This is a genomic window from Photobacterium sp. 1_MG-2023 (genome assembly GCF_030547945.1).
Lineage (GTDB): Bacteria > Pseudomonadota > Gammaproteobacteria > Enterobacterales > Vibrionaceae > Photobacterium.
In genome coordinates this window covers 47930-65175 of the sequence record NZ_JAUORR010000022.1, presented here as the reverse complement: position 1 = coordinate 65175, position 17246 = coordinate 47930, and the positions used below count along the sequence as shown (strand labels likewise).

Annotated in this window: 16 protein-coding genes and 1 tRNA gene; 16 read left to right on the top strand and 1 reads right to left on the bottom strand. The window is 48.3% G+C overall.

Features of this window, described 5'->3' with window-relative positions; genetic code table 11:
- Positions 1-30 precede the first annotated feature (30 nt).
- From thrS to Q4579_RS17210, 12 genes are all read left to right on the top strand, one after another.
- Positions 31-1959 (top strand): threonine--tRNA ligase, encoded by a 1929-nt coding sequence (gene thrS / locus Q4579_RS17265; protein ID WP_211649188.1) that lies wholly within the window; start codon positions 31-33, stop codon positions 1957-1959.
- A 3-nt stretch (positions 1960-1962) separates the two neighbouring features.
- Positions 1963-2514, top strand: a complete 552-nt coding sequence (gene infC / locus Q4579_RS17260; RefSeq protein WP_303565918.1) for a translation initiation factor IF-3 — start codon at positions 1963-1965, stop codon at positions 2512-2514.
- Positions 2515-2610: 96 nt separating this feature from the next.
- A complete protein-coding gene (rpmI, locus tag Q4579_RS17255; RefSeq protein ID WP_303565899.1) occupies positions 2611-2805 on the top strand; it encodes a 50S ribosomal protein L35 in 195 nt (64 codons plus the stop codon).
- Between the two features lie 40 nt (positions 2806-2845).
- Positions 2846-3199, top strand: a complete 354-nt coding sequence (rplT, locus tag Q4579_RS17250; RefSeq protein ID WP_027252114.1) for a 50S ribosomal protein L20 — start codon at positions 2846-2848, stop codon at positions 3197-3199.
- 347 nt (positions 3200-3546) lie between these two features.
- Positions 3547-5649, top strand: coding sequence for a TonB-dependent receptor (locus tag Q4579_RS17245; RefSeq protein ID WP_303565898.1), 2103 nt, complete (start codon positions 3547-3549; stop codon positions 5647-5649).
- A gap of 247 nt (positions 5650-5896) precedes the next feature.
- Positions 5897-6880 carry a phenylalanine--tRNA ligase subunit alpha gene (pheS, locus tag Q4579_RS17240; protein WP_211649171.1) on the top strand — a complete coding sequence of 328 codons (984 nt, stop codon included), beginning with the start codon at positions 5897-5899 and terminating at the stop codon, positions 6878-6880.
- A gap of 20 nt (positions 6881-6900) precedes the next feature.
- Positions 6901-9288, top strand: a complete 2388-nt coding sequence (gene pheT / locus Q4579_RS17235; RefSeq protein ID WP_303565895.1) for a phenylalanine--tRNA ligase subunit beta — start codon at positions 6901-6903, stop codon at positions 9286-9288.
- A gap of 439 nt (positions 9289-9727) precedes the next feature.
- Positions 9728-10024, top strand: a complete 297-nt coding sequence (gene ihfA, locus Q4579_RS17230) for an integration host factor subunit alpha (protein ID WP_211649160.1) — start codon at positions 9728-9730, stop codon at positions 10022-10024.
- A 292-nt stretch (positions 10025-10316) separates the two neighbouring features.
- Positions 10317-11363 carry a succinylglutamate desuccinylase gene (locus Q4579_RS17225; protein ID WP_303565894.1) on the top strand — a complete coding sequence of 349 codons (1047 nt, stop codon included), beginning with the start codon at positions 10317-10319 and terminating at the stop codon, positions 11361-11363.
- A gap of 125 nt (positions 11364-11488) precedes the next feature.
- Entirely contained in the window at positions 11489-12481 is a 993-nt protein-coding gene (gene btuC, locus Q4579_RS17220) for a vitamin B12 ABC transporter permease BtuC (protein WP_303565893.1), read from the top strand.
- Positions 12482-12486: 5 nt separating this feature from the next.
- A complete protein-coding gene (gene btuD, locus Q4579_RS17215) occupies positions 12487-13269 on the top strand; it encodes a vitamin B12 ABC transporter ATP-binding protein BtuD (RefSeq protein ID WP_303565891.1) in 783 nt (260 codons plus the stop codon).
- Between the two features lie 139 nt (positions 13270-13408).
- Positions 13409-13482: transfer RNA gene (locus tag Q4579_RS17210), tRNA-Cys, on the top strand.
- Between the two features lie 86 nt (positions 13483-13568).
- Here the strand turns inward: Q4579_RS17210 and Q4579_RS17205 are convergent.
- On the bottom strand, positions 13569-13880 hold the full coding sequence (locus tag Q4579_RS17205) for a high-potential iron-sulfur protein (protein ID WP_303565890.1): 312 nt from the start codon (positions 13878-13880) through the stop codon (positions 13569-13571).
- 302 nt (positions 13881-14182) lie between these two features.
- On the opposite strand from Q4579_RS17205, the gene Q4579_RS17200 reads away from it, so the two are divergent.
- The 4 genes from Q4579_RS17200 (at position 14183) to Q4579_RS17185 (ending at position 17144) form a co-directional block, all read left to right on the top strand.
- Positions 14183-14839: a haloacid dehalogenase-like hydrolase gene (locus Q4579_RS17200; RefSeq protein ID WP_303565887.1), complete on the top strand. Its 657-nt coding sequence runs from the start codon at positions 14183-14185 to the stop codon at positions 14837-14839.
- Positions 14840-15014: 175 nt separating this feature from the next.
- On the top strand, positions 15015-15401 hold the full coding sequence (locus Q4579_RS17195) for a hypothetical protein (RefSeq protein WP_303565886.1): 387 nt from the start codon (positions 15015-15017) through the stop codon (positions 15399-15401).
- Between the two features lie 136 nt (positions 15402-15537).
- A complete protein-coding gene (locus Q4579_RS17190) occupies positions 15538-15981 on the top strand; it encodes an ester cyclase (protein WP_303565885.1) in 444 nt (147 codons plus the stop codon).
- A 380-nt stretch (positions 15982-16361) separates the two neighbouring features.
- Complete coding sequence (locus tag Q4579_RS17185) at positions 16362-17144, top strand: DNA-binding response regulator (RefSeq protein ID WP_303565884.1); 783 nt, start codon at positions 16362-16364, stop codon at positions 17142-17144.
- Positions 17145-17246: the final 102 nt, after the last annotated feature.

Here is a 17246-nt window from a genome sequence, read left to right as displayed (position 1 = left end):
ATGTGGCACCACTGAACAAAGGATCAATGAATGCCTGTAATTACTCTTCCTGACGGCAGTCAACGCCAGTTTGATAACCCGGTTTCGACTATGGACGTTGCGCTATCAATCGGTCCTGGTCTGGCGAAAGCCTGTATTGCCGGTCGTGTTGATGGGACCCGTGTTGATGCGTCTGATCTGATTGAGCACGACGCCAATCTGGAAATTATCACCACGAAAGACGATGACGGTCTGGAAATCGTTCGCCACTCTTGTGCTCACCTGCTCGGTCATGCGATCAAGCAACTGTATCCTGATGTGAAAATGGCGATCGGCCCAACAATTGATTCCGGCTTCTATTACGATGTCGATTTGGAGCAGCCGCTGACCACCGAAGATCTGGAAAAGATCGAAAAACGTATGGTCGAGCTGGCGAAAACCAAATATGAAGTGATCAAAAAGAAAGTCAGTTGGCAGGAAGCGCGTGATACCTTTGAATCTCGCGGCGAACCTTACAAAATGGAAATCCTGGACGAGAACGTTTCGCGCGATGATCGCCCGGGTTTGTACCATCACGAAGAATATATCGACATGTGCCGCGGCCCGCACGTGCCGAACATGAGTTTCTGTCAGCACTTTAAACTGCTGAATATTGCTGGCGCATACTGGCGCGGAAACAGCGACAACAAGATGCTTCAACGGATCTACGGCACTGCATTCCACGATAAAAAGGCGCTGAAAGCGCATCTGACCCGTCTGGAAGAAGCCGCGAAGCGTGACCACCGTAAACTGGGTAAGCAGCTTGATCTGTATCACATGCAGCAAGAAGCGCCGGGCATGGTGTTCTGGCATCATAACGGCTGGACTGTTTTCCGTGAGCTGGAAGTCTTCGTTCGCGACAAACTGACTGAATATGATTATCAGGAAGTGAAAGGTCCGCTGATGATGGATCGCGTGCTGTGGGAGCGCTCAGGCCACTGGGACAAATATGCGGAGAACATGTTCACGACTGAGTCTGAAAAGCGTGAGTATGCGATCAAGCCAATGAACTGTCCGGGCCATGTTCAGATCTTCAATCAGGGTCTGAAATCTTACCGCGACTTGCCATTGCGTATGGCGGAGTTCGGCAGCTGTCACCGTAACGAGCCGTCAGGCGCGCTGCATGGTCTGATGCGTGTCCGTGGTTTTACGCAGGATGATGCCCACATTTTCTGTACCGAGAATCAGGTACAGGAAGAAGTAACTTCCTGTATCAAGATGGTTTACGACACCTATGAAACATTTGGTTTCAATAATATTGTCGTGAAATTGTCGACTCGTCCTGAAAAGCGTGTGGGTTCCGACGAAATGTGGGATCGCGCTGAATCTGACCTGAAAATTGCACTGGAATCGATGAGCATTCCTTATGAAATTCAGGAAGGTGAGGGTGCATTCTACGGTCCGAAGATCGAATTTACCCTGCATGACTGTTTGGATCGTGCTTGGCAGTGCGGCACAGTTCAGCTAGACTTCGCTCTGCCTGAACGTTTAGGTGCAACTTATGTCGGTGAAGATAACGAACGTCACACACCTGTGATGATTCACCGTGCGATTCTGGGTTCACTTGAGCGATTCATCGGTATTCTCATCGAAGAATACGCGGGTTATTTCCCAACCTGGTTGGCGCCACAACAAGCAGTGGTCATGAATATTACTGACAGTCAGTCAGAATATGTCCGTGAAGTTGTAGAAAAACTGCAAAAAAGTGGCATCAGAGTCAACGCGGACTTGAGAAATGAGAAAATAGGCTTTAAAATCCGCGAACATACTTTGAAGCGAGTTCCGTATATGCTTGTTTGTGGCGACAAAGAAGTCGAAGCAGGCGAGATTGCGGTTCGTACTCGCAAGGGTAACGATTTGGGTAAATTTAAGATTGATGATTTTGTTGCTTATATGCAGCAAGAAATTAGCAGTCGAAAGCTCAATGTTTTGGAGGAATAAGGTATTAAAGGCGGAAGAAGAACTCAAGCACCAGTTAAGCAAAACCCACACCGTGTCAATGGTGAAATCCGTGGCGTACGCGAAGTTCGTTTAACTGGAATCGATGGCGAATCTATCGGTGTTGTTTCGATTGAAGAAGCAATCACTGCAGCGAATGAAGCTGGTGTCGATCTCGTTGAAATCAGCCCTAATGCCGAGCCACCTGTCTGTCGTGTGATGGACTATGGCAAGTACCTGTTCGAAAAGAGCAAGGCTGCTAAAGAGCAAAAGAAAAAGCAAAAACAAATCCAAGTGAAGGAAGTGAAATTCCGTCCTGGTACAGATGAAGGCGATTATCAGGTAAAACTGCGCAACCTGACTCGCTTTTTAGAAGAGGGCAACAAGGGTAAAGTCACGCTGCGTTTCCGCGGTCGTGAAATGGCCCACCAAGGTCTGGGTATTGACTTGCTCAACCGTATTAAGGATGAACTGGCCGACATCGCTGTCGTCGAGAGCTTCCCGAGTAGGGTTGAAGGTCGCCAAATGACCATGATGCTTGCCCCCAAGAAGAAGTAATTCAGGCCTTCAAGTAGCACAAAGCGCTGCTAAACGCAGCGCTTTTTGTTCGCCTGATTACTATGTTATTCACTATCAACAATGCGGAGTCTCATCATGCCTAAGATGAAATCCAACAAAGGTGCTGCTAAGCGTTTCAAGAAAACTGCTGGTGGTTTTAAGTACAAGCGTGCGACTAAGCGTCACATCCTGACTAAGCGTACTACTAAGAACAAGCGTCAGCTACGTCCAAACTCTGTCCTTCCTGCATGTGAAGTGGCAGCAGTTGCACGTATGCTTCCGTTCGCTTAATTGTTTTTGGTTTTCGTTTAATTTTAGTTAGGAGTTTCCTATGCCTCGCGTAAAACGTGGTGTACAAGCACGTGCACGTCACAAAAAAGTTCTTAAACAAGCTAAAGGTTACTACGGTGCACGTTCACGTGTATATCGCGTAGCTTTCCAAGCAGTTACTAAAGCCGGTCAATACGCTTACCGTGACCGTCGCAACAAGAAACGTACTTTCCGTCAACTGTGGATTGCACGTATCAACGCAGCGGCACGTCAAAACGACATGACCTACAGCACTTTCATCAACGGTCTGAAGAAAGCATCTATCGAAATCGATCGTAAGATCCTGGCTGATATCGCTGTTTTCGACAAAGCGACTTTCACCGTTCTGGTTGAAAAAGCGAAAGCTGCACTGTAATTTCAGTTCAGTTTGATGGAAAAGGAGAGCTTCGGCTCTCCTTTTTTCTTTGCTTTGGCCAAGAGTGATATTTCTTCCCTTGCTGTGTACGACCAATCGCAGCAACCTCGTTCCTTCATGACTTCGTTTTCTCTGCTGAAAAACGCAGCAATTAAATCCCTCTTTATCTAAATAATAACTATTTTCATTTAATCGAATGCGCTGCTGGGATAATATTCGGTCGGTTTATCTATTCTCAGGTTAAATTTTTGATAAAAATGATGTTATTTAGACTAAGTAGCTGCTCAGCAGCGGTTTTACTCGCGTTGTCTTCTTCTGTCACGTTAGCGAGTCAATTGACTGAAAATATGTCTGGTGTTGAAACCATCGATGTTGTCGGTGAGCGGATGACTAAACCGGTTGTACTGACCCAGCCGGGTGAAGTCACCATGACTCTGGATGAAATCGAGGCGCTTCAGCCAACAAATCTTGCGGAGCTGGCGGATGCCATTCCGGGGGTGAATATTGATGGGGGAGCACGGTCCGGTGGTGAACGTATTAATATCTGGGGTTTTTCTGATCCCGATGACATCAATATTATGGTGGATGGCGCCCCGATTGGATTTCAGCAGTATCGTTACGGCAGTTTCTTCTTCGATCCAGCATTGATTAGTGAAGTGTATCTGACCAAAGGAGCACATGAAGTCCGCACCGGTAATGGTGGTTTTGGCGGCACCATGCAACTGACAACCAAGGATGCATCTGATTTCTTGCGGGGCAGTGATACCTTCGGTGTGCGTTTGCAAGCCGGCTATCACACGAATGATGATTTGCAACGCTACAGCGCGACGGTTTACGGATTACTGGGGGAGAACTGGCAATATCTGGTGAACGGGGTTTTCCGTAAATCAAATGATGTCACGCTCGGTGATGGAGAGAAATTGGCGTATTCCGCTTACAAGCAGGAAAACATGCTGGCCAAACTGTCTTACGAAAACCTGAATCATCGTGTCATGCTGAGCCACAGCCGTTATCAGGATACCGGGCAGAAACCATGGGCAACACGGCGGGATAAAATGCCGGAGATTACGGATCGGCTGATTGATAAGTACGGTTCTTACGAGCAGGCATTGTATGCCTATACCGTAGATAATACGTTCACGGATGAAACGACCACCTTTAATTATCAGTATTCTCCGATGAGTCCGTGGGTTGATGTCGAATTGGTTCTGGCACACTCAAGTAACGAACGTCACTGGATCCGCCCAGACATCGCCTGGAAAAACATGTACGTCAGCGTTGGGAATTACGGTCACGAATCCTGGCTGAGTTACAGCCGCGATTATGCCAGCCTGACCAACACTGCCCAATTGGGCAAGCATGTCGTTGAAACCGGATTGCAGTACAAATCGATCGACCGAAACTCCCATGTGTACAATAAAAGTGCAGCGAAGAGTGAAAATAAAAATTACGGCTACTACACGCCATACTTTGAACCTTCCGGAACGCAGGATACCTATTCTTTCTATCTCAAAGATGATTATCACCTGACCGATCAATGGCTGATTACGCCTTCTATTCGGTATGACTATATTGTCAGTGAAGGGAAGGGGAATCTGGCGAGTGATTATAACGACCCGGCAGCTGGCCATGATTACAGCAAAGTGACTCATCGCGGCTGGAGTCCCCGATTGGCGGTGAATTATCAGTGGCTGCCGACCACAGCGTTTAACTTTGCTTATGCTTACAGCCTGAAAGCCCCAAGTATTGATGATATATACTCAGTTCAGTATGCCCGTGCGAGTAAAGCGATTAGCAGTAGCCGCGATCTGGAGCCGGAACGTATCCATGCCTACAAGTTAGGCGCGCTGCATCAGGAAAAAGGTTTCCTGACCAACGGAGACCACCTTGCAGCCGAGCTGACGCTGCACTGGAATCAGGTTGAAAATGATGTTGCCCAGCGTCGGCGAGAAAAATCAACGGAGCAGTTACAGGGCTGGCGTACGAATCTGGATGGTTACCATATTTATGGTGCAGATTTCCGGGCCTTTTATCGTCTGAATGGCTGGTATACGGATTTATCCGCCAGTCTGCTGCGTGGGAAACATGAAGGCTCGTTGGCAGACAGCACTGGCAGGAATGAGTACATGCCGGGTATTGCACCGCTCAATGTGAACCTGGGGCTGGGTTATCAATGGTATGAAGGACTAACCACTGGCTGGGCAGTACGTTGGTACGATGAACAGCACAGAACCACACCGAAAGATGATCTGTTCTATCCATCCGTACCGAGTGACTCCTATACGTTGCAGGAGCTCTATGCGGAGTGGCTACCGGTTCCTTCGAACCGGGATTTTATCACCCGACTCGCAGTGAAAAATCTGACGGATCGGTATTACGAACCTTATTTGTCATCCGGCGTTGCGGGTCCAGGGCGTGATGTTCGTCTGACGGTGGCCTACAAATGGTAATGCCACTGCGCTGAGAGGAACGCTTCCGGCTCTTGATTGACGGGAGTCGGAGGGACAATCAGGCAAAGTGATTGTACAAAGGAAGGGATTCCTGTCTTTCATTGGTCAAGCTGGTAATTTTTTTAAGCAAATGCACCGCTAAGTCGCGATTGCGTTTGGATTTAGCACCAGCTTTCTTTAATATGTATCGTTACGCGAATTTATCATCTCCCTTGAAGGACGCCACCTGAGTGTGGATGAGGAAACGATGCAACATCTAGAAGAGATTATTGCCAACGCAACGGCAGCAATTGAGCAGGCCGATTCAGTCGCTGCTCTGGACGAAGTCCGTGTCCAGTATATGGGTAAAAAGGGTGAACTGACCCTTCAACTGCAAAGCTTGGGTAAATTGCCACCTGAAGAGCGACGTGAAGCCGGTCAGCAGATCAATCTGGCGAAGCAGGCTGTTCAGCAGGCAATTGCCGCACGTAAAGATGCACTTCAGCGCGCTGAGCTGGAAGCCAAACTGGCTGCAGAAACTATCGACGTCAGCCTGCCGGGCCGCCGTATTGAAAATGGTGGTTTGCATCCGGTGACCCGCACCATGGAGCGCATTGAAAGCTTCTTTGGTGAATTGGGCTTTACTGTTGAGTCCGGCCCGGAAATCGAAGATGGTTTCCATAACTTTGATGCACTGAATATTGCCAAAGATCACCCGGCTCGTACCGATCACGATACCTTCTTCTTCAATCCTGATCTGATGCTGCGTACGCATACTTCTGGTGTGCAGATCCGGACCATGGAAGCCAGTCAGCCGCCGCTGCGCTTTATTGCGCCGGGCCGTGTGTACCGGAATGATTACGACCAGACTCACACCCCAATGTTCCATCAGGTGGAAGGGATGCTGGTTGATGAAAACGTCAACTTTGCACAGCTGAAAGGGATTCTGCACGATTTTCTGAAAAACTTCTTCGAGGAAGATTTGGAAATTCGTTTCCGTCCTTCATATTTCCCGTTTACAGAGCCTTCAGCAGAAGTGGATGTTCGTCGAAAAGGTGGTAAGTGGCTGGAAATCCTGGGTTGCGGTATGGTTCACCCTAATGTGTTGCGCGCTGTAAACATCGACCCGGAAAAATACTCTGGCTTTGCCTTTGGTATTGGTGTCGAGCGTCTGACCATGCTGCGTTATGGCGTGAATGACCTGCGTGCATTCTTCGAAAACGATCTTCGTTTCCTGAAACAGTTCAAGTAAGCATTAGGGGCTAGCAAATTATGAAATTCTCTGAATCTTGGCTACGCGAGTGGGTGAATCCTGCGAACAACAGCGAAGAACTAGCTCACCAGCTCACCATGGCGGGCCTGGAAGTTGATGGTATTGACCCTGTTGCAGGCAGCTTTACCGGTGTCAAAGTCGGTCAGGTTGTTGAATGTGGTCAGCACCCGGATGCGGACAAACTGCGTGTCACTAAAGTTGATGTGGGCGAAGAAGAACTGCTGGATATCGTCTGCGGCGCACCAAATTGCCGTCAGGGTCTGAAAGTTGCTGTGGCGACTGTGGGCGCTGTTCTGCCAGGCGATTTCAAAATCAAAAAAGCGAAACTGCGCGGTCAGCCTTCACACGGTATGCTGTGTTCTTTCTCTGAATTAGGCATTGATGTGGATTCTGATGGCATTCTGGAATTGCCGGAAAGTGCTGTGATCGGCACGGATTTCCGCGAATTCCTGAGCCTGAACGATGTCATCATTGATGTTGATCTCACACCAAACCGTGCCGATTGCCTGAGTATTGCCGGTCTGGCGCGCGAAGTGGGTGTTCTGAACCGTGCCGCGGTGACTGAACCTGCATTCGACGTGGCTGCGCCTGCGATTGACGACACAATCTCCATCGAAGTCAAAGCACCGGAAGCTTGCCCGCGTTATCAGGGCCGCATTGTTCGTAATGTGAACGTGAAAGCAGAGTCTCCGCTGTGGCTGCAGGAAAAACTGCGCCGTTGTGGTGTTCGTTCGATCGATCCGATTGTTGATATCACCAACTACGTAATGCTAGAGCTGGGCCAGCCAATGCATGCGTTCGATCTGAATCAGATCGACGGTGGCATTATTGTGCGCATGGCAGAGCAGGGCGAAAAACTGACGCTGCTGGATGGGACTGAAGCTGAACTGAACAGCGACACGCTGGTGATTGCGGATCAGTCTAAAGCGCTGGCCATGGCGGGTATTTTTGGTGGTGAGCACTCGGGTGTGAGCGAAAACACCAAAGATGTTCTGCTGGAGTGTGCTTTCTTTGCACCGGATGCGATTCGTGGCCGAGCCCGTAGCTATGGTTTGCATACGGATTCGTCACACCGTTTTGAGCGTGGTGTTGATGCTGCGCTGCAAACGAAAGCGATGGAGCGGGCAACTGCGCTGCTGGTTGAAATCTGTGGTGGTGACGTTGCGCCGATCGTTGAAGCAGAGTCTGAACAGCATCTGCCGGAACAGCGCAGCATTATTCTGCGCCGCACCAAGCTGGACAACCTGCTGGGCCACTTTGTTTCTGACGAAGATGTCGTGGAAATTCTGGGCCGTCTGGGCTGTATTGTTGAGCCGACAGATTCTGGCTGGCGTGCGGTCGCACCAAGCTGGCGTTTTGACCTGGCCATTGAAGAGGATCTGGTTGAGGAAGTTGGCCGTATCTACGGATACAACAACATCCCGACGCAGTCACCTGTTGCTGCCCTGAGCATGAACCTGCATCAGGAAGCCAATCAGCCGTTGAAGCGTGTTCGCGATCTGTTGGTTGACCGGGGTTACCACGAAGCAATTACGTACAGCTTTGTTGAGCCTGAGCAACAGAAACTGATTGTGCCGGATGTCGATGCGATCATTCTGCCGCACCCGATTTCTGCTGAAATGTCTGCAATGCGCCTGAGCTTGTGGCCTGGCTTGCTGAACACGGTTGCGTTCAACCAGAAGCGTCAGCAGCCACGCGTTCGTCTGTTTGAATCAGGTATGCGTTTTATTCCGGACGCATCTGCTGAAAACGGCATCCGTCAGGAAACCATGCTGGCTGGTGTGATTGCCGGTACCCGTAGTGAAGAGCATTGGGACATCGCGACAAACACCGTTGATTTCTTTGATCTGAAAGGTGATCTGGAAGCGGTTCTGGAGCTGACTTCAAAAGATGCTGACTTTACTTTCAAGGCTGCGAAGCATCCGGCATTGCACCCGGGCCAGTCTGCTGCAATCTTTATCGATGGCAAAGAAGTTGGCTTTATCGGGACAGTTCATCCGGAGCTGGAGCGTAAGTTCGATCTGAATGGTCGCACTATTGTTTTCGAAATCGAATGGCAAGCTATTGCATGCCGTGCGATTCCGCAGGCAAAACCGGTTTCTAAGTTCCCGGCCAACCGTCGTGATATCGCTGTTGTTGTGGCAGAAGAAATTGCCGCGGGTGACATTGTTGAAGCATGCCGTATGAACGGCGGTGAACTGCTGACTGATGTGAACCTGTTCGACGTGTACCGTGGTAAAGGTGTGGAAGAAGGGAAGAAGAGCCTGGCGATCGCACTTTCTCTGCAATCTGCAGAGCGTACCCTGGAAGAAGCCGATATTCACACAGCAGTTGAAGCAATCGTCGCAGTGTTGGGTGAGCGCTTTGGCGCAAGCTTACGTGACTAAGCTTCTGTATTTCATTTGAAATTGATGAAAAAGCAGCCGTGATGGCTGCTTTTTTTTGATTTTTTTCCAGAGAAAGCTAAGATTCTGATAAATAGTAAAAATTCCTTATACACTTAACTTTATCAGTCGTTTTAACTGGTGTGGGTGGTTTTTTTGGCATTTATTGTTGTCGGATTGCAAGTTTAAGCACAACCAGATGCATGTTGTCATGCTTTTTCGGTATATTTAAATCAAGGGTTTGACGATAAGTTTACCTAAAAAAGTTGGCGAAAATCAGCTAGTTGGCATAAACTTGTGACTAGTTAAGGTCAGCCGCTGATGTGACGTCTATAATGCATTTAAATGCATAGTGGGAAACCTGACTAATAATGGCTAATTCGCAGTAAGCATATTCGGATATGCTTACTAATCGTTCAACATAGTCTTGAGGGAGTTATCTATGGCGCTCACAAAAGCCGATTTGGCTGAGAACCTGTTTGAGAATGTGGGACTAAGCAAACGGGACGCCAAGGATACGGTGGAAGTCTTCTTCGAAGAGATCAGAAAGGCACTTGAAAGTGGCGAACAGGTGAAATTATCTGGCTTTGGTAATTTTGATCTGCGTGACAAGAATGAGCGGCCTGGAAGAAACCCGAAAACCGGTGAAGATATTCCAATTTCGGCTCGTCGAGTGGTGACATTTCGCCCGGGCCAGAAGCTTAAAGCACGCGTTGAGAATATCAAAATCGAAAAGTAAGCGGTTTAAGTTCTAAAGACCCAAGTAAGGGATATACTTACTTGGGTTTTTCATTTGTGCGTATGCACTGTTCCCCCTTCGTATCCAGCGTCATAGCGTCCAGACCTTCCTGTTGTCCCATTCTTCACCGTTCAACCCAAGATGTTGTTGAAACTATGTAGCCAAGATGTATAGTGAATGCAGTTTATTTCGCTGAAATTATGTCAATTTTTGGTGTTCTTGGTTATTTATTTGCATTTGATGCATAAAACCCAAATTCAAGAAAATCACACGGCAAGGACGAGGAGGTTCAATGACTTTGCTAGCGGCTGTTCAACAAGGGGATTTCCTTTCTGCAACACTGGATCTTTCAGCACCTTTTGAAGCAGGTCAGTGGCAACTGGACAATGGCGTTCGATGCAATTTAATCGCACGAGGTGTGCTGACCGTGACGCCCCCCTCGCTGTCAGTTGACAGCAAAGATATCATTCTCTCTTCTGGGGTTCATGGTGATGAAACTGGGCCAATCGAGCTTCTTCAGAAGATGGTTAAAAAAATCATGCTGGGCGAATTGGTCCCCAAACACCGTTTGCTACTCATGATTGGACACCCGCAGGCAATTAACGCGCACACCCGTTTTATTGATGAAAACATGAACCGGCTATTCGCGGGTGTGAATGAAGAAACCAATGTTGATCGCACTCAGGCGAACCGCCTGATGGAAGCCGTGGATGATTTTTATCAGAATTCACCGCAGCCAAATGCCGAGCGCTGGCATCTGGATTTACACAGTGCGATTCGCGATTCTGCGCACTATACCTTTGCAGTCAGCCCATACAGTGAGAAGAAGACCCGGGGTCTGGCGCTCTTTAATTTCCTGCATCATGCTGAAATCGAAGCCATGATGCTTTCAGGTTCGGCTTCACCGACATTCAGCTGGTACAGCGCGCACTATTATGGCGCTCAGGCACTGACGATGGAGCTGGGCCGGGTCGCCCGTTTTGGGGAAAATGACTTGCAGCGCCTGGACGCATTTCATCAGGCGATGCTGGCATTGGTTTCAAAAGATGCCCTGGCAGCCTACGATGGCGACAAAGAAGTCTGTGTCTATCGGGTGACACGGACTTTAACTAAGCGAACAGAGGGCTTTTCATTTACCTTTCCGGCCAATCAGGCCAATTTCACCTACTTCCCGGAAGGTGAACTACTGGGCTCGGATGCTGGTGAAACCTTTATTGCTGCGAAAGGCGGGGAGTCCGTGGTATTTCCAAATCCGAATGTTGCTTTGGGGCAGCGCGCCTGTCTTTTGGTGCAACAGGCCGAGATTGAACTGTCGGATCAGGTGATCGCCAAAATCTGAGTTCATCTCCGTTATTTTAAGCGTCACACTGAAAAAGCAAGCCAGCGGAAACGGCTTGCTTTTCATTTTATGCTAGACACTGTATGTTTCCCCTCTGAGTTCATCCATCGAAAATAATCAAATTCATGCACTTAGAGCGTACCTTGCAACAGCGGCAATGGAAATGGAAAGTCAGTTTCTGGCTGGTCGCAATTTTACTGGTGATCTGCGGCTTATTGTCTCTGTCGGTTGGCGAAATTTGGATGCTGCCCTGGATGCCTCAGGGAGAGCTGGAAAAGCAGTTGCTCTGGCAGCTCCGTATGCCACGTTTGATCGCGGCAATGGCTATTGGGGCTGCGTTAGCGGCCTCAGGCGCTGTATTACAGGTGTTACTCGGAAACCCGCTTGCTGAACCGGGGGTTCTGGGGATCTCAGGCGGAGCGAGTCTGGCGTTAGTCATTTTACTCTTTCTTTTACCCTGGGTTCCCGGTCCCTGGCTGACCATGCTGGTTGCTATGGGAGGGGCGCTTGTTTTTACCTTTCTCCTGGTCAGTTTGGCGCGGATGCGTCGGGTATCGACGACAAGGTTGTTGCTGATTGGTGTTGCGCTGGGCATTTTATCGGGCGCTGTGGTGACTTGGGCATTCTATTTTAGTGATGATCTCAGTCAGCGGCAACTGATGTACTGGCTGATGGGCAGTGTGGGGGGCGTGAGCTGGTCGCATTTGAGTGTATTGCTCATACTTTTCCCTGCCTTGGTCTGGCTTTGTACCCGTGGCAAACAGCTGGACGTGCTGATGCTGGGCGACATTCATGCTCGTCAGCTCGGACTGGATGTTCCGGCTTTACGCTGGCGGTTGATCTTGGTCATCGCATTGCTTGTCGGGGCTTCTGTGGCGCTGGCGGGCGTGATTGGATTTATTGGTCTGGTGATTCCGCATTTACTGCGACTGGCTTTGGGGGCGGAGAATCGATTCTTGCTCCCTCTGTCCGCAGGCTTTGGCGCGTTACTGCTGGCTGTTGCTGATGTTCTTGCCCGTGTAGCACTCCCAACTGCAGAATTACCTGTGGGTGTCGTCACGACAACATTGGGAGCACCTGTGTTTATCTGGATGTTGCTACGGTCACAGGTGGAGTAAACCGGATGACAATCACAAACAATACGGAAACTATTCTGCAGGCAGAGAACATTGCAATGCCGCCACGGTTATTGCCCTTGAGTTTTTCCGTTCGCCGGGGTGAGGTCGTTCATTTTATCGGGCCAAACGGTAGCGGGAAAAGCACGGCTATTCAGTGTCTGTCTGGCTTATTTCCCTGTCATGGCCAAGTCACTCTGGCGGGTACATTACTGACTGAGATGAATCTGGCAGATATGGCCAGATATCGCAGTTATCTCTCTCAGCAGGACAAACCGGGCTTCGCTGTGGGTGTGTATCAGTATCTGCAGCTGTCTGTTTCTGCGTTACCTGAGCCTGGTTCAGACATGATTCATCAGGCCATTCTGGCGGTCAGTGCGTGGTTATCCATCACGGACAAGCTGACAAGGCATATTCAGCAATTGTCGGGTGGGGAATGGCAGCGGGTCAGAATCGCGGCGGCATGCCTTCAAATCTGGCCATCACTGAATCCGGAAGGATGCTTACTTTTGCTGGATGAGCCTGCAACGGCACTGGATATTGGTCAGGAAGCGGCTTTGTATCGATTGTTGTCTTATCTGTCTGAGCAGGGGATTGCGATTGTCATGGCGAATCACGATTTAAACCGGGCGCTGAGACATGCAGACCGGGTTCTATTGCTGAAAAGTGGTTCTTGTGTCGCGAAGGGAAGCCCGGATCAGGTGATGACCGTGCCGTGTCTTGAGGGAACGTTTGCCACGAAAGTAGAGCAGGTCCAGTTGCAGGATCGCATGGGGTTGTTTTTCCACTGAGCTGATTTTTGAGGTATTTACACAAGGTGGCTTGATTGCTGTAAGAATAATCAGTTAAGCCGAAACAACGAGAAAAGACTTGTACTTCTTGTCAGGATTTGGATAATGCGCAACGTCTTCTGAGACAAGCTTCAATTTAGGCGCGTTGGCAGAGTGGCTATGCAGCGGATTGCAAATCCGTGGACCTCGGTTCGACTCCGGGACGCGCCTCCATTCATCTTCTCTTCTCCGTTCTATTGATTCAAATTGTCTGCGCTTCGTTCGCAAACAAAAGCCCGCAGAACGGGCTTTTTTGTTGATTACGCAGGTTTTGCCGTCCAGGCAGAGCACCATCCCTTCACATTGACAGTGTGGCCCGGAAAAATTGAACACGGACGCCATTCATCACCTTCATTACCTTGTAACAACATACAGTTACCGCAGTGTTGATCTTCCTGAGGAGACTGATGGGTATATTTCAGTGCGGCAGCTTGTGCATTATCTTCAGCTAAGTGAGGCAGTTCTTCACTGGCCAGAGCCTGGCGCCTTAAAGCCTGATCACCTAAGGTGAGACCAATAATGCCCGCCATGGTCAGACGTAGAAAACGTCGACGGTCTGTTGATCCTTTCATGAGGATTATCCTTTATCGTTGTTTTGCTCACATGCCGTTCACGCAAAAATCAGGTGAACGGGGTAATTGTGGGAAAGAATTCAGGATTCTGCTAAGAAAACACCGTGTTAAGTTTTTGTCATCACGGATAATTCTGCCAGCAAGCTGGAGAGCAGCGTGGCTTATCAGTGTATTGAAGCTTATGGTAAAGGCATGACTTTTCTTAAGAAGTAATCATGTTTAACAAATTTGTTGTTGAAACATTTTTTTTACATTCTATGCTGTGTGCCTTGATTGAAGATGTCCGGGATAAAGGAAAATTGATGAATCTGTTGTTAGTTGATGTCGATGGCGCATTGGTGGATTTCAAAGAAATCGACAGAGACTGCTTTGTTCGGGCAGTGGAAGCGGTACTCTGCATTACTTTAGATAAATCACGTTATCAGGAAAGGGTTGAAACCGATCCGGCGCTGCTGGATGAAATCTTGCTTCATTTTCCCACAAGTACGAGCCGTTCGATGGTTCACAGACAGGTCGAAGAACAGTATCTGTCATATCTGAGTGAGCAGCTAAATTCTTTGCCTGAGCGCGCCTCCCTGATGTGCGGCGGCCGGGAGTTCCTGGAGCAGATGAAACAGCGACAGGATACACATATTGCCATTACCAGCAGCGGTTGGGCGTCCGCCAGTCGTATGAAGCTTCAAGCTGTGGGTATTGATGTGGGGCGGATGACGTTTGCATCGTCCTCAGATGCGACAAGCCGGACCGAGATTATGGCGCTGGCAGCCTTTCGGGCAAAGCAGGATACAGGCATGACATTTAAACGACGGATTGTTTTTGCTGAAGGGGAGTGGAATCACCGGGCCTCTCAGGAACTGGGCTATGACTTTGTGGCTGTCGGGAGAAAGCTCAGTCATCAGCTCCATATTCCCAGCCTGAGTTACTTTCAGGCTGTATTGTCCCGTTTGAATATGTCCTAATCGAATCGTGGGAGGCTATCTTAACAATGCTGACAGTATGCAAAAGTTTGGTGTAATTTAGCTTACTGTTACCTGTTATGTGATAAGTTGGATACAAAGTCGGCTAAAAGACCTCGGCAAGAGGATAAACAGGTGATAAAGATGAGCCATTTGTGTTTGGAGCATCAAACTGTCGATGAAGAACTTTTGCCGGTGTTGGATTGTCTTTTACGCTTTACTATTGAGTCAGTGGGGATGGGCGGATCCCATCGAAACCTATTGTTATACAACCTCAGAAACGCGCCGGCCGGATCTGGCGCAGATTATGGCTGCGAACACACCGGAAGTCAGCCTGATGATCTTCCAGTCGATGTTGCCTCAGGCAAGCCAGAGTCATGATAAAAGTGTTTTTGTGGACTTGCTTGTCCTGATTGCCCATCACCATATCTTGCTGGAACACAGTCAGAAAGCTTTGTTCTATCTGGAGCAGGCAAAGCCATTTTTAGACGCTGTACCGGAATCAACCCGGCAGGATTTTGATCTGCTCAGCTTGCAGTGGGAGCGGCAGTTTGCTGAACACTAACGTGGGTAAATTTGATGTTGAGCGAAGAAAATATTGAATTCGGTATCTCCGGCATAGGATCCGACACGGGTCTAGGATAAATTGAGACGATGTTTTTGATGCCATGAACAGGATGGCATCGTGGGAAAGGATCTTTATGGCGTTCAATTTAAGCAGCACTGTGGCTGAAGAGGAAACCATGGCATGGATCGATGCCTGGTTTCTGGAGATTTGGACCAATGCCAGCAGTGCCAGTCTGAGCGCCAACGTGGCGGATCCATTTACCTTTCATTTGCCGGGTGGCCGCAGGCAGCAGATTTCACATGACAGTTATCTGACCTATCTTCAGCTCTGGCGCCAAAAGTTTAAGTCTCTGACCTTTTCTATCGCAGACGTCATCAGTCAACCGCCACTGACGGTGGTCCGGTATCGCTGCCAGGCACAATACCAGGGGGGCTGGCTCAGTATTCCGGGGAAGAAGCAAGTGATTCAAATGACTGGTATGATTCAATTTCGGCATGAAGAGGGGCAAATCTCTGAATGCTGGCTGGAAGACAGCAGTTTCGATTTGTACCAGCAACTCACAGGTTATCTGAAGTAAGTCACAAATCATTTGTGTTTGAATTTCAAGTTATTCCTGAAAAATGACACGCATTCTGGCCAGAACTGTCAGACTTTTTTGTGCTTGAGAATTTTTTTCAGCATGATTTGAATTTGAAAAAGTTAGACTTGTTTGTGATATAAAGCCAATTCCATAGAATGCATCGTGATAAGAAAACTGCTTTTCGCTTTGTCCGAACGATTCCAACTGATTGATGTCTTACTCATAGCAGACTTTTTATAAATTGATACTTATATTTGAAACAAATCAGGCTGGCTGGATTTATTTAGTTTTTTGAACATTAATTATTTTATGTAAATACATTTTTGCCCTGATATTCATACGAATTCTTATCATTAAAATTTATTCATCGACAAGGAGTGTCAACCGCCATTCATGCGCATGGTATTTCTGTGCATGGGAATATGACACTAGCAGTTGAAGGTGAATGTGTGATTTGGGTCAGCAGTAGTCATCATGACAAACAGGTTGAAGCGAAAGAAAACCTGAAGCTTTCGCACAAAGTCGTCGAGATCTCGCCTTACGAGTTATTGTCATCAATGACTGGGCAGGAACTCATATTTCTTGAGGTCATTGACTCGACATCAGAAGGATTTGAACTTTTGCGCGCTGTGAAAAGTCGCTTCCCGGCAGCCAAGGTGGTTGTTGTGTATCATAATCTGGATGGAAATCTGGCTCTGAATGTTTTGAGAGCTGGTGGCGAAGATGTCCTGTCGGCGAATGCGAGCCGACAAGATCTGGAGGAATGTTTCAGCCGGTTGCATACACATCATGTTGAGTCTGATGTCGAGCCTGGATTCGAAAACCGGGAAATGTCAATCAGACCTGCGTTAAAGATCATTGATGAAAATCTCAGCTCTCCCTTACGTGAAGAGGATCTGGCCAACGCGTGTCATTATTCTCCCACTTATTTTTCACGTTTATTCCATAGCATTATGGGGGTGACGCTGAAGCAGTATATCATCAAGAAACGGTTGGACCTGGCTTGCGGATTACTGAGTTCTGATCGTGAAAAAATCTCTCAAATTGCAAACTCGGCGGGATTTAAGGATGTCTCTTATTTCTCACGGGTCTTTAAAAAGCATATGGGATGTTCACCCGGTGAGTTTCGGATGCGGAAACATAATTTGAATCATAATTGAATCGGGCAAACAGACTGAATATCCGTTACAGAGACATGGGTAATATTCAATCTTTTTTATTCTCTTTTTCCTGCATTACCCGGTAGTGCAGTTTTTTTGCCG

Coding starts and splice junctions, on each gene's coding strand:
- Q4579_RS17245 (WP_303565898.1), top strand. CDS start 3,547: ATGTCTGGTGTTGAAACCATCGATGTTGTCGGTGAGCGGATGACTAAA.
- btuD (WP_303565891.1), top strand. CDS start 12,487: ATGACAATCACAAACAATACGGAAACTATTCTGCAGGCAGAGAACATT.
- rpmI (WP_303565899.1), top strand. CDS start 2,611: ATGCCTAAGATGAAATCCAACAAAGGTGCTGCTAAGCGTTTCAAGAAA.
- ihfA (WP_211649160.1), top strand. CDS start 9,728: ATGGCGCTCACAAAAGCCGATTTGGCTGAGAACCTGTTTGAGAATGTG.
- Q4579_RS17190 (WP_303565885.1), top strand. CDS start 15,538: ATGGCGTTCAATTTAAGCAGCACTGTGGCTGAAGAGGAAACCATGGCA.
- pheT (WP_303565895.1), top strand. CDS start 6,901: ATGAAATTCTCTGAATCTTGGCTACGCGAGTGGGTGAATCCTGCGAAC.
- Q4579_RS17225 (WP_303565894.1), top strand. CDS start 10,317: ATGACTTTGCTAGCGGCTGTTCAACAAGGGGATTTCCTTTCTGCAACA.
- Q4579_RS17195 (WP_303565886.1), top strand. CDS start 15,015: ATGAAGAACTTTTGCCGGTGTTGGATTGTCTTTTACGCTTTACTATTG.
- Q4579_RS17205 (WP_303565890.1), bottom strand. CDS start 13,880: ATGAAAGGATCAACAGACCGTCGACGTTTTCTACGTCTGACCATGGCG.
- rplT (WP_027252114.1), top strand. CDS start 2,846: ATGCCTCGCGTAAAACGTGGTGTACAAGCACGTGCACGTCACAAAAAA.
- pheS (WP_211649171.1), top strand. CDS start 5,897: ATGCAACATCTAGAAGAGATTATTGCCAACGCAACGGCAGCAATTGAG.
- btuC (WP_303565893.1), top strand. CDS start 11,489: ATGCACTTAGAGCGTACCTTGCAACAGCGGCAATGGAAATGGAAAGTC.
- thrS (WP_211649188.1), top strand. CDS start 31: ATGCCTGTAATTACTCTTCCTGACGGCAGTCAACGCCAGTTTGATAAC.
- Q4579_RS17200 (WP_303565887.1), top strand. CDS start 14,183: ATGAATCTGTTGTTAGTTGATGTCGATGGCGCATTGGTGGATTTCAAA.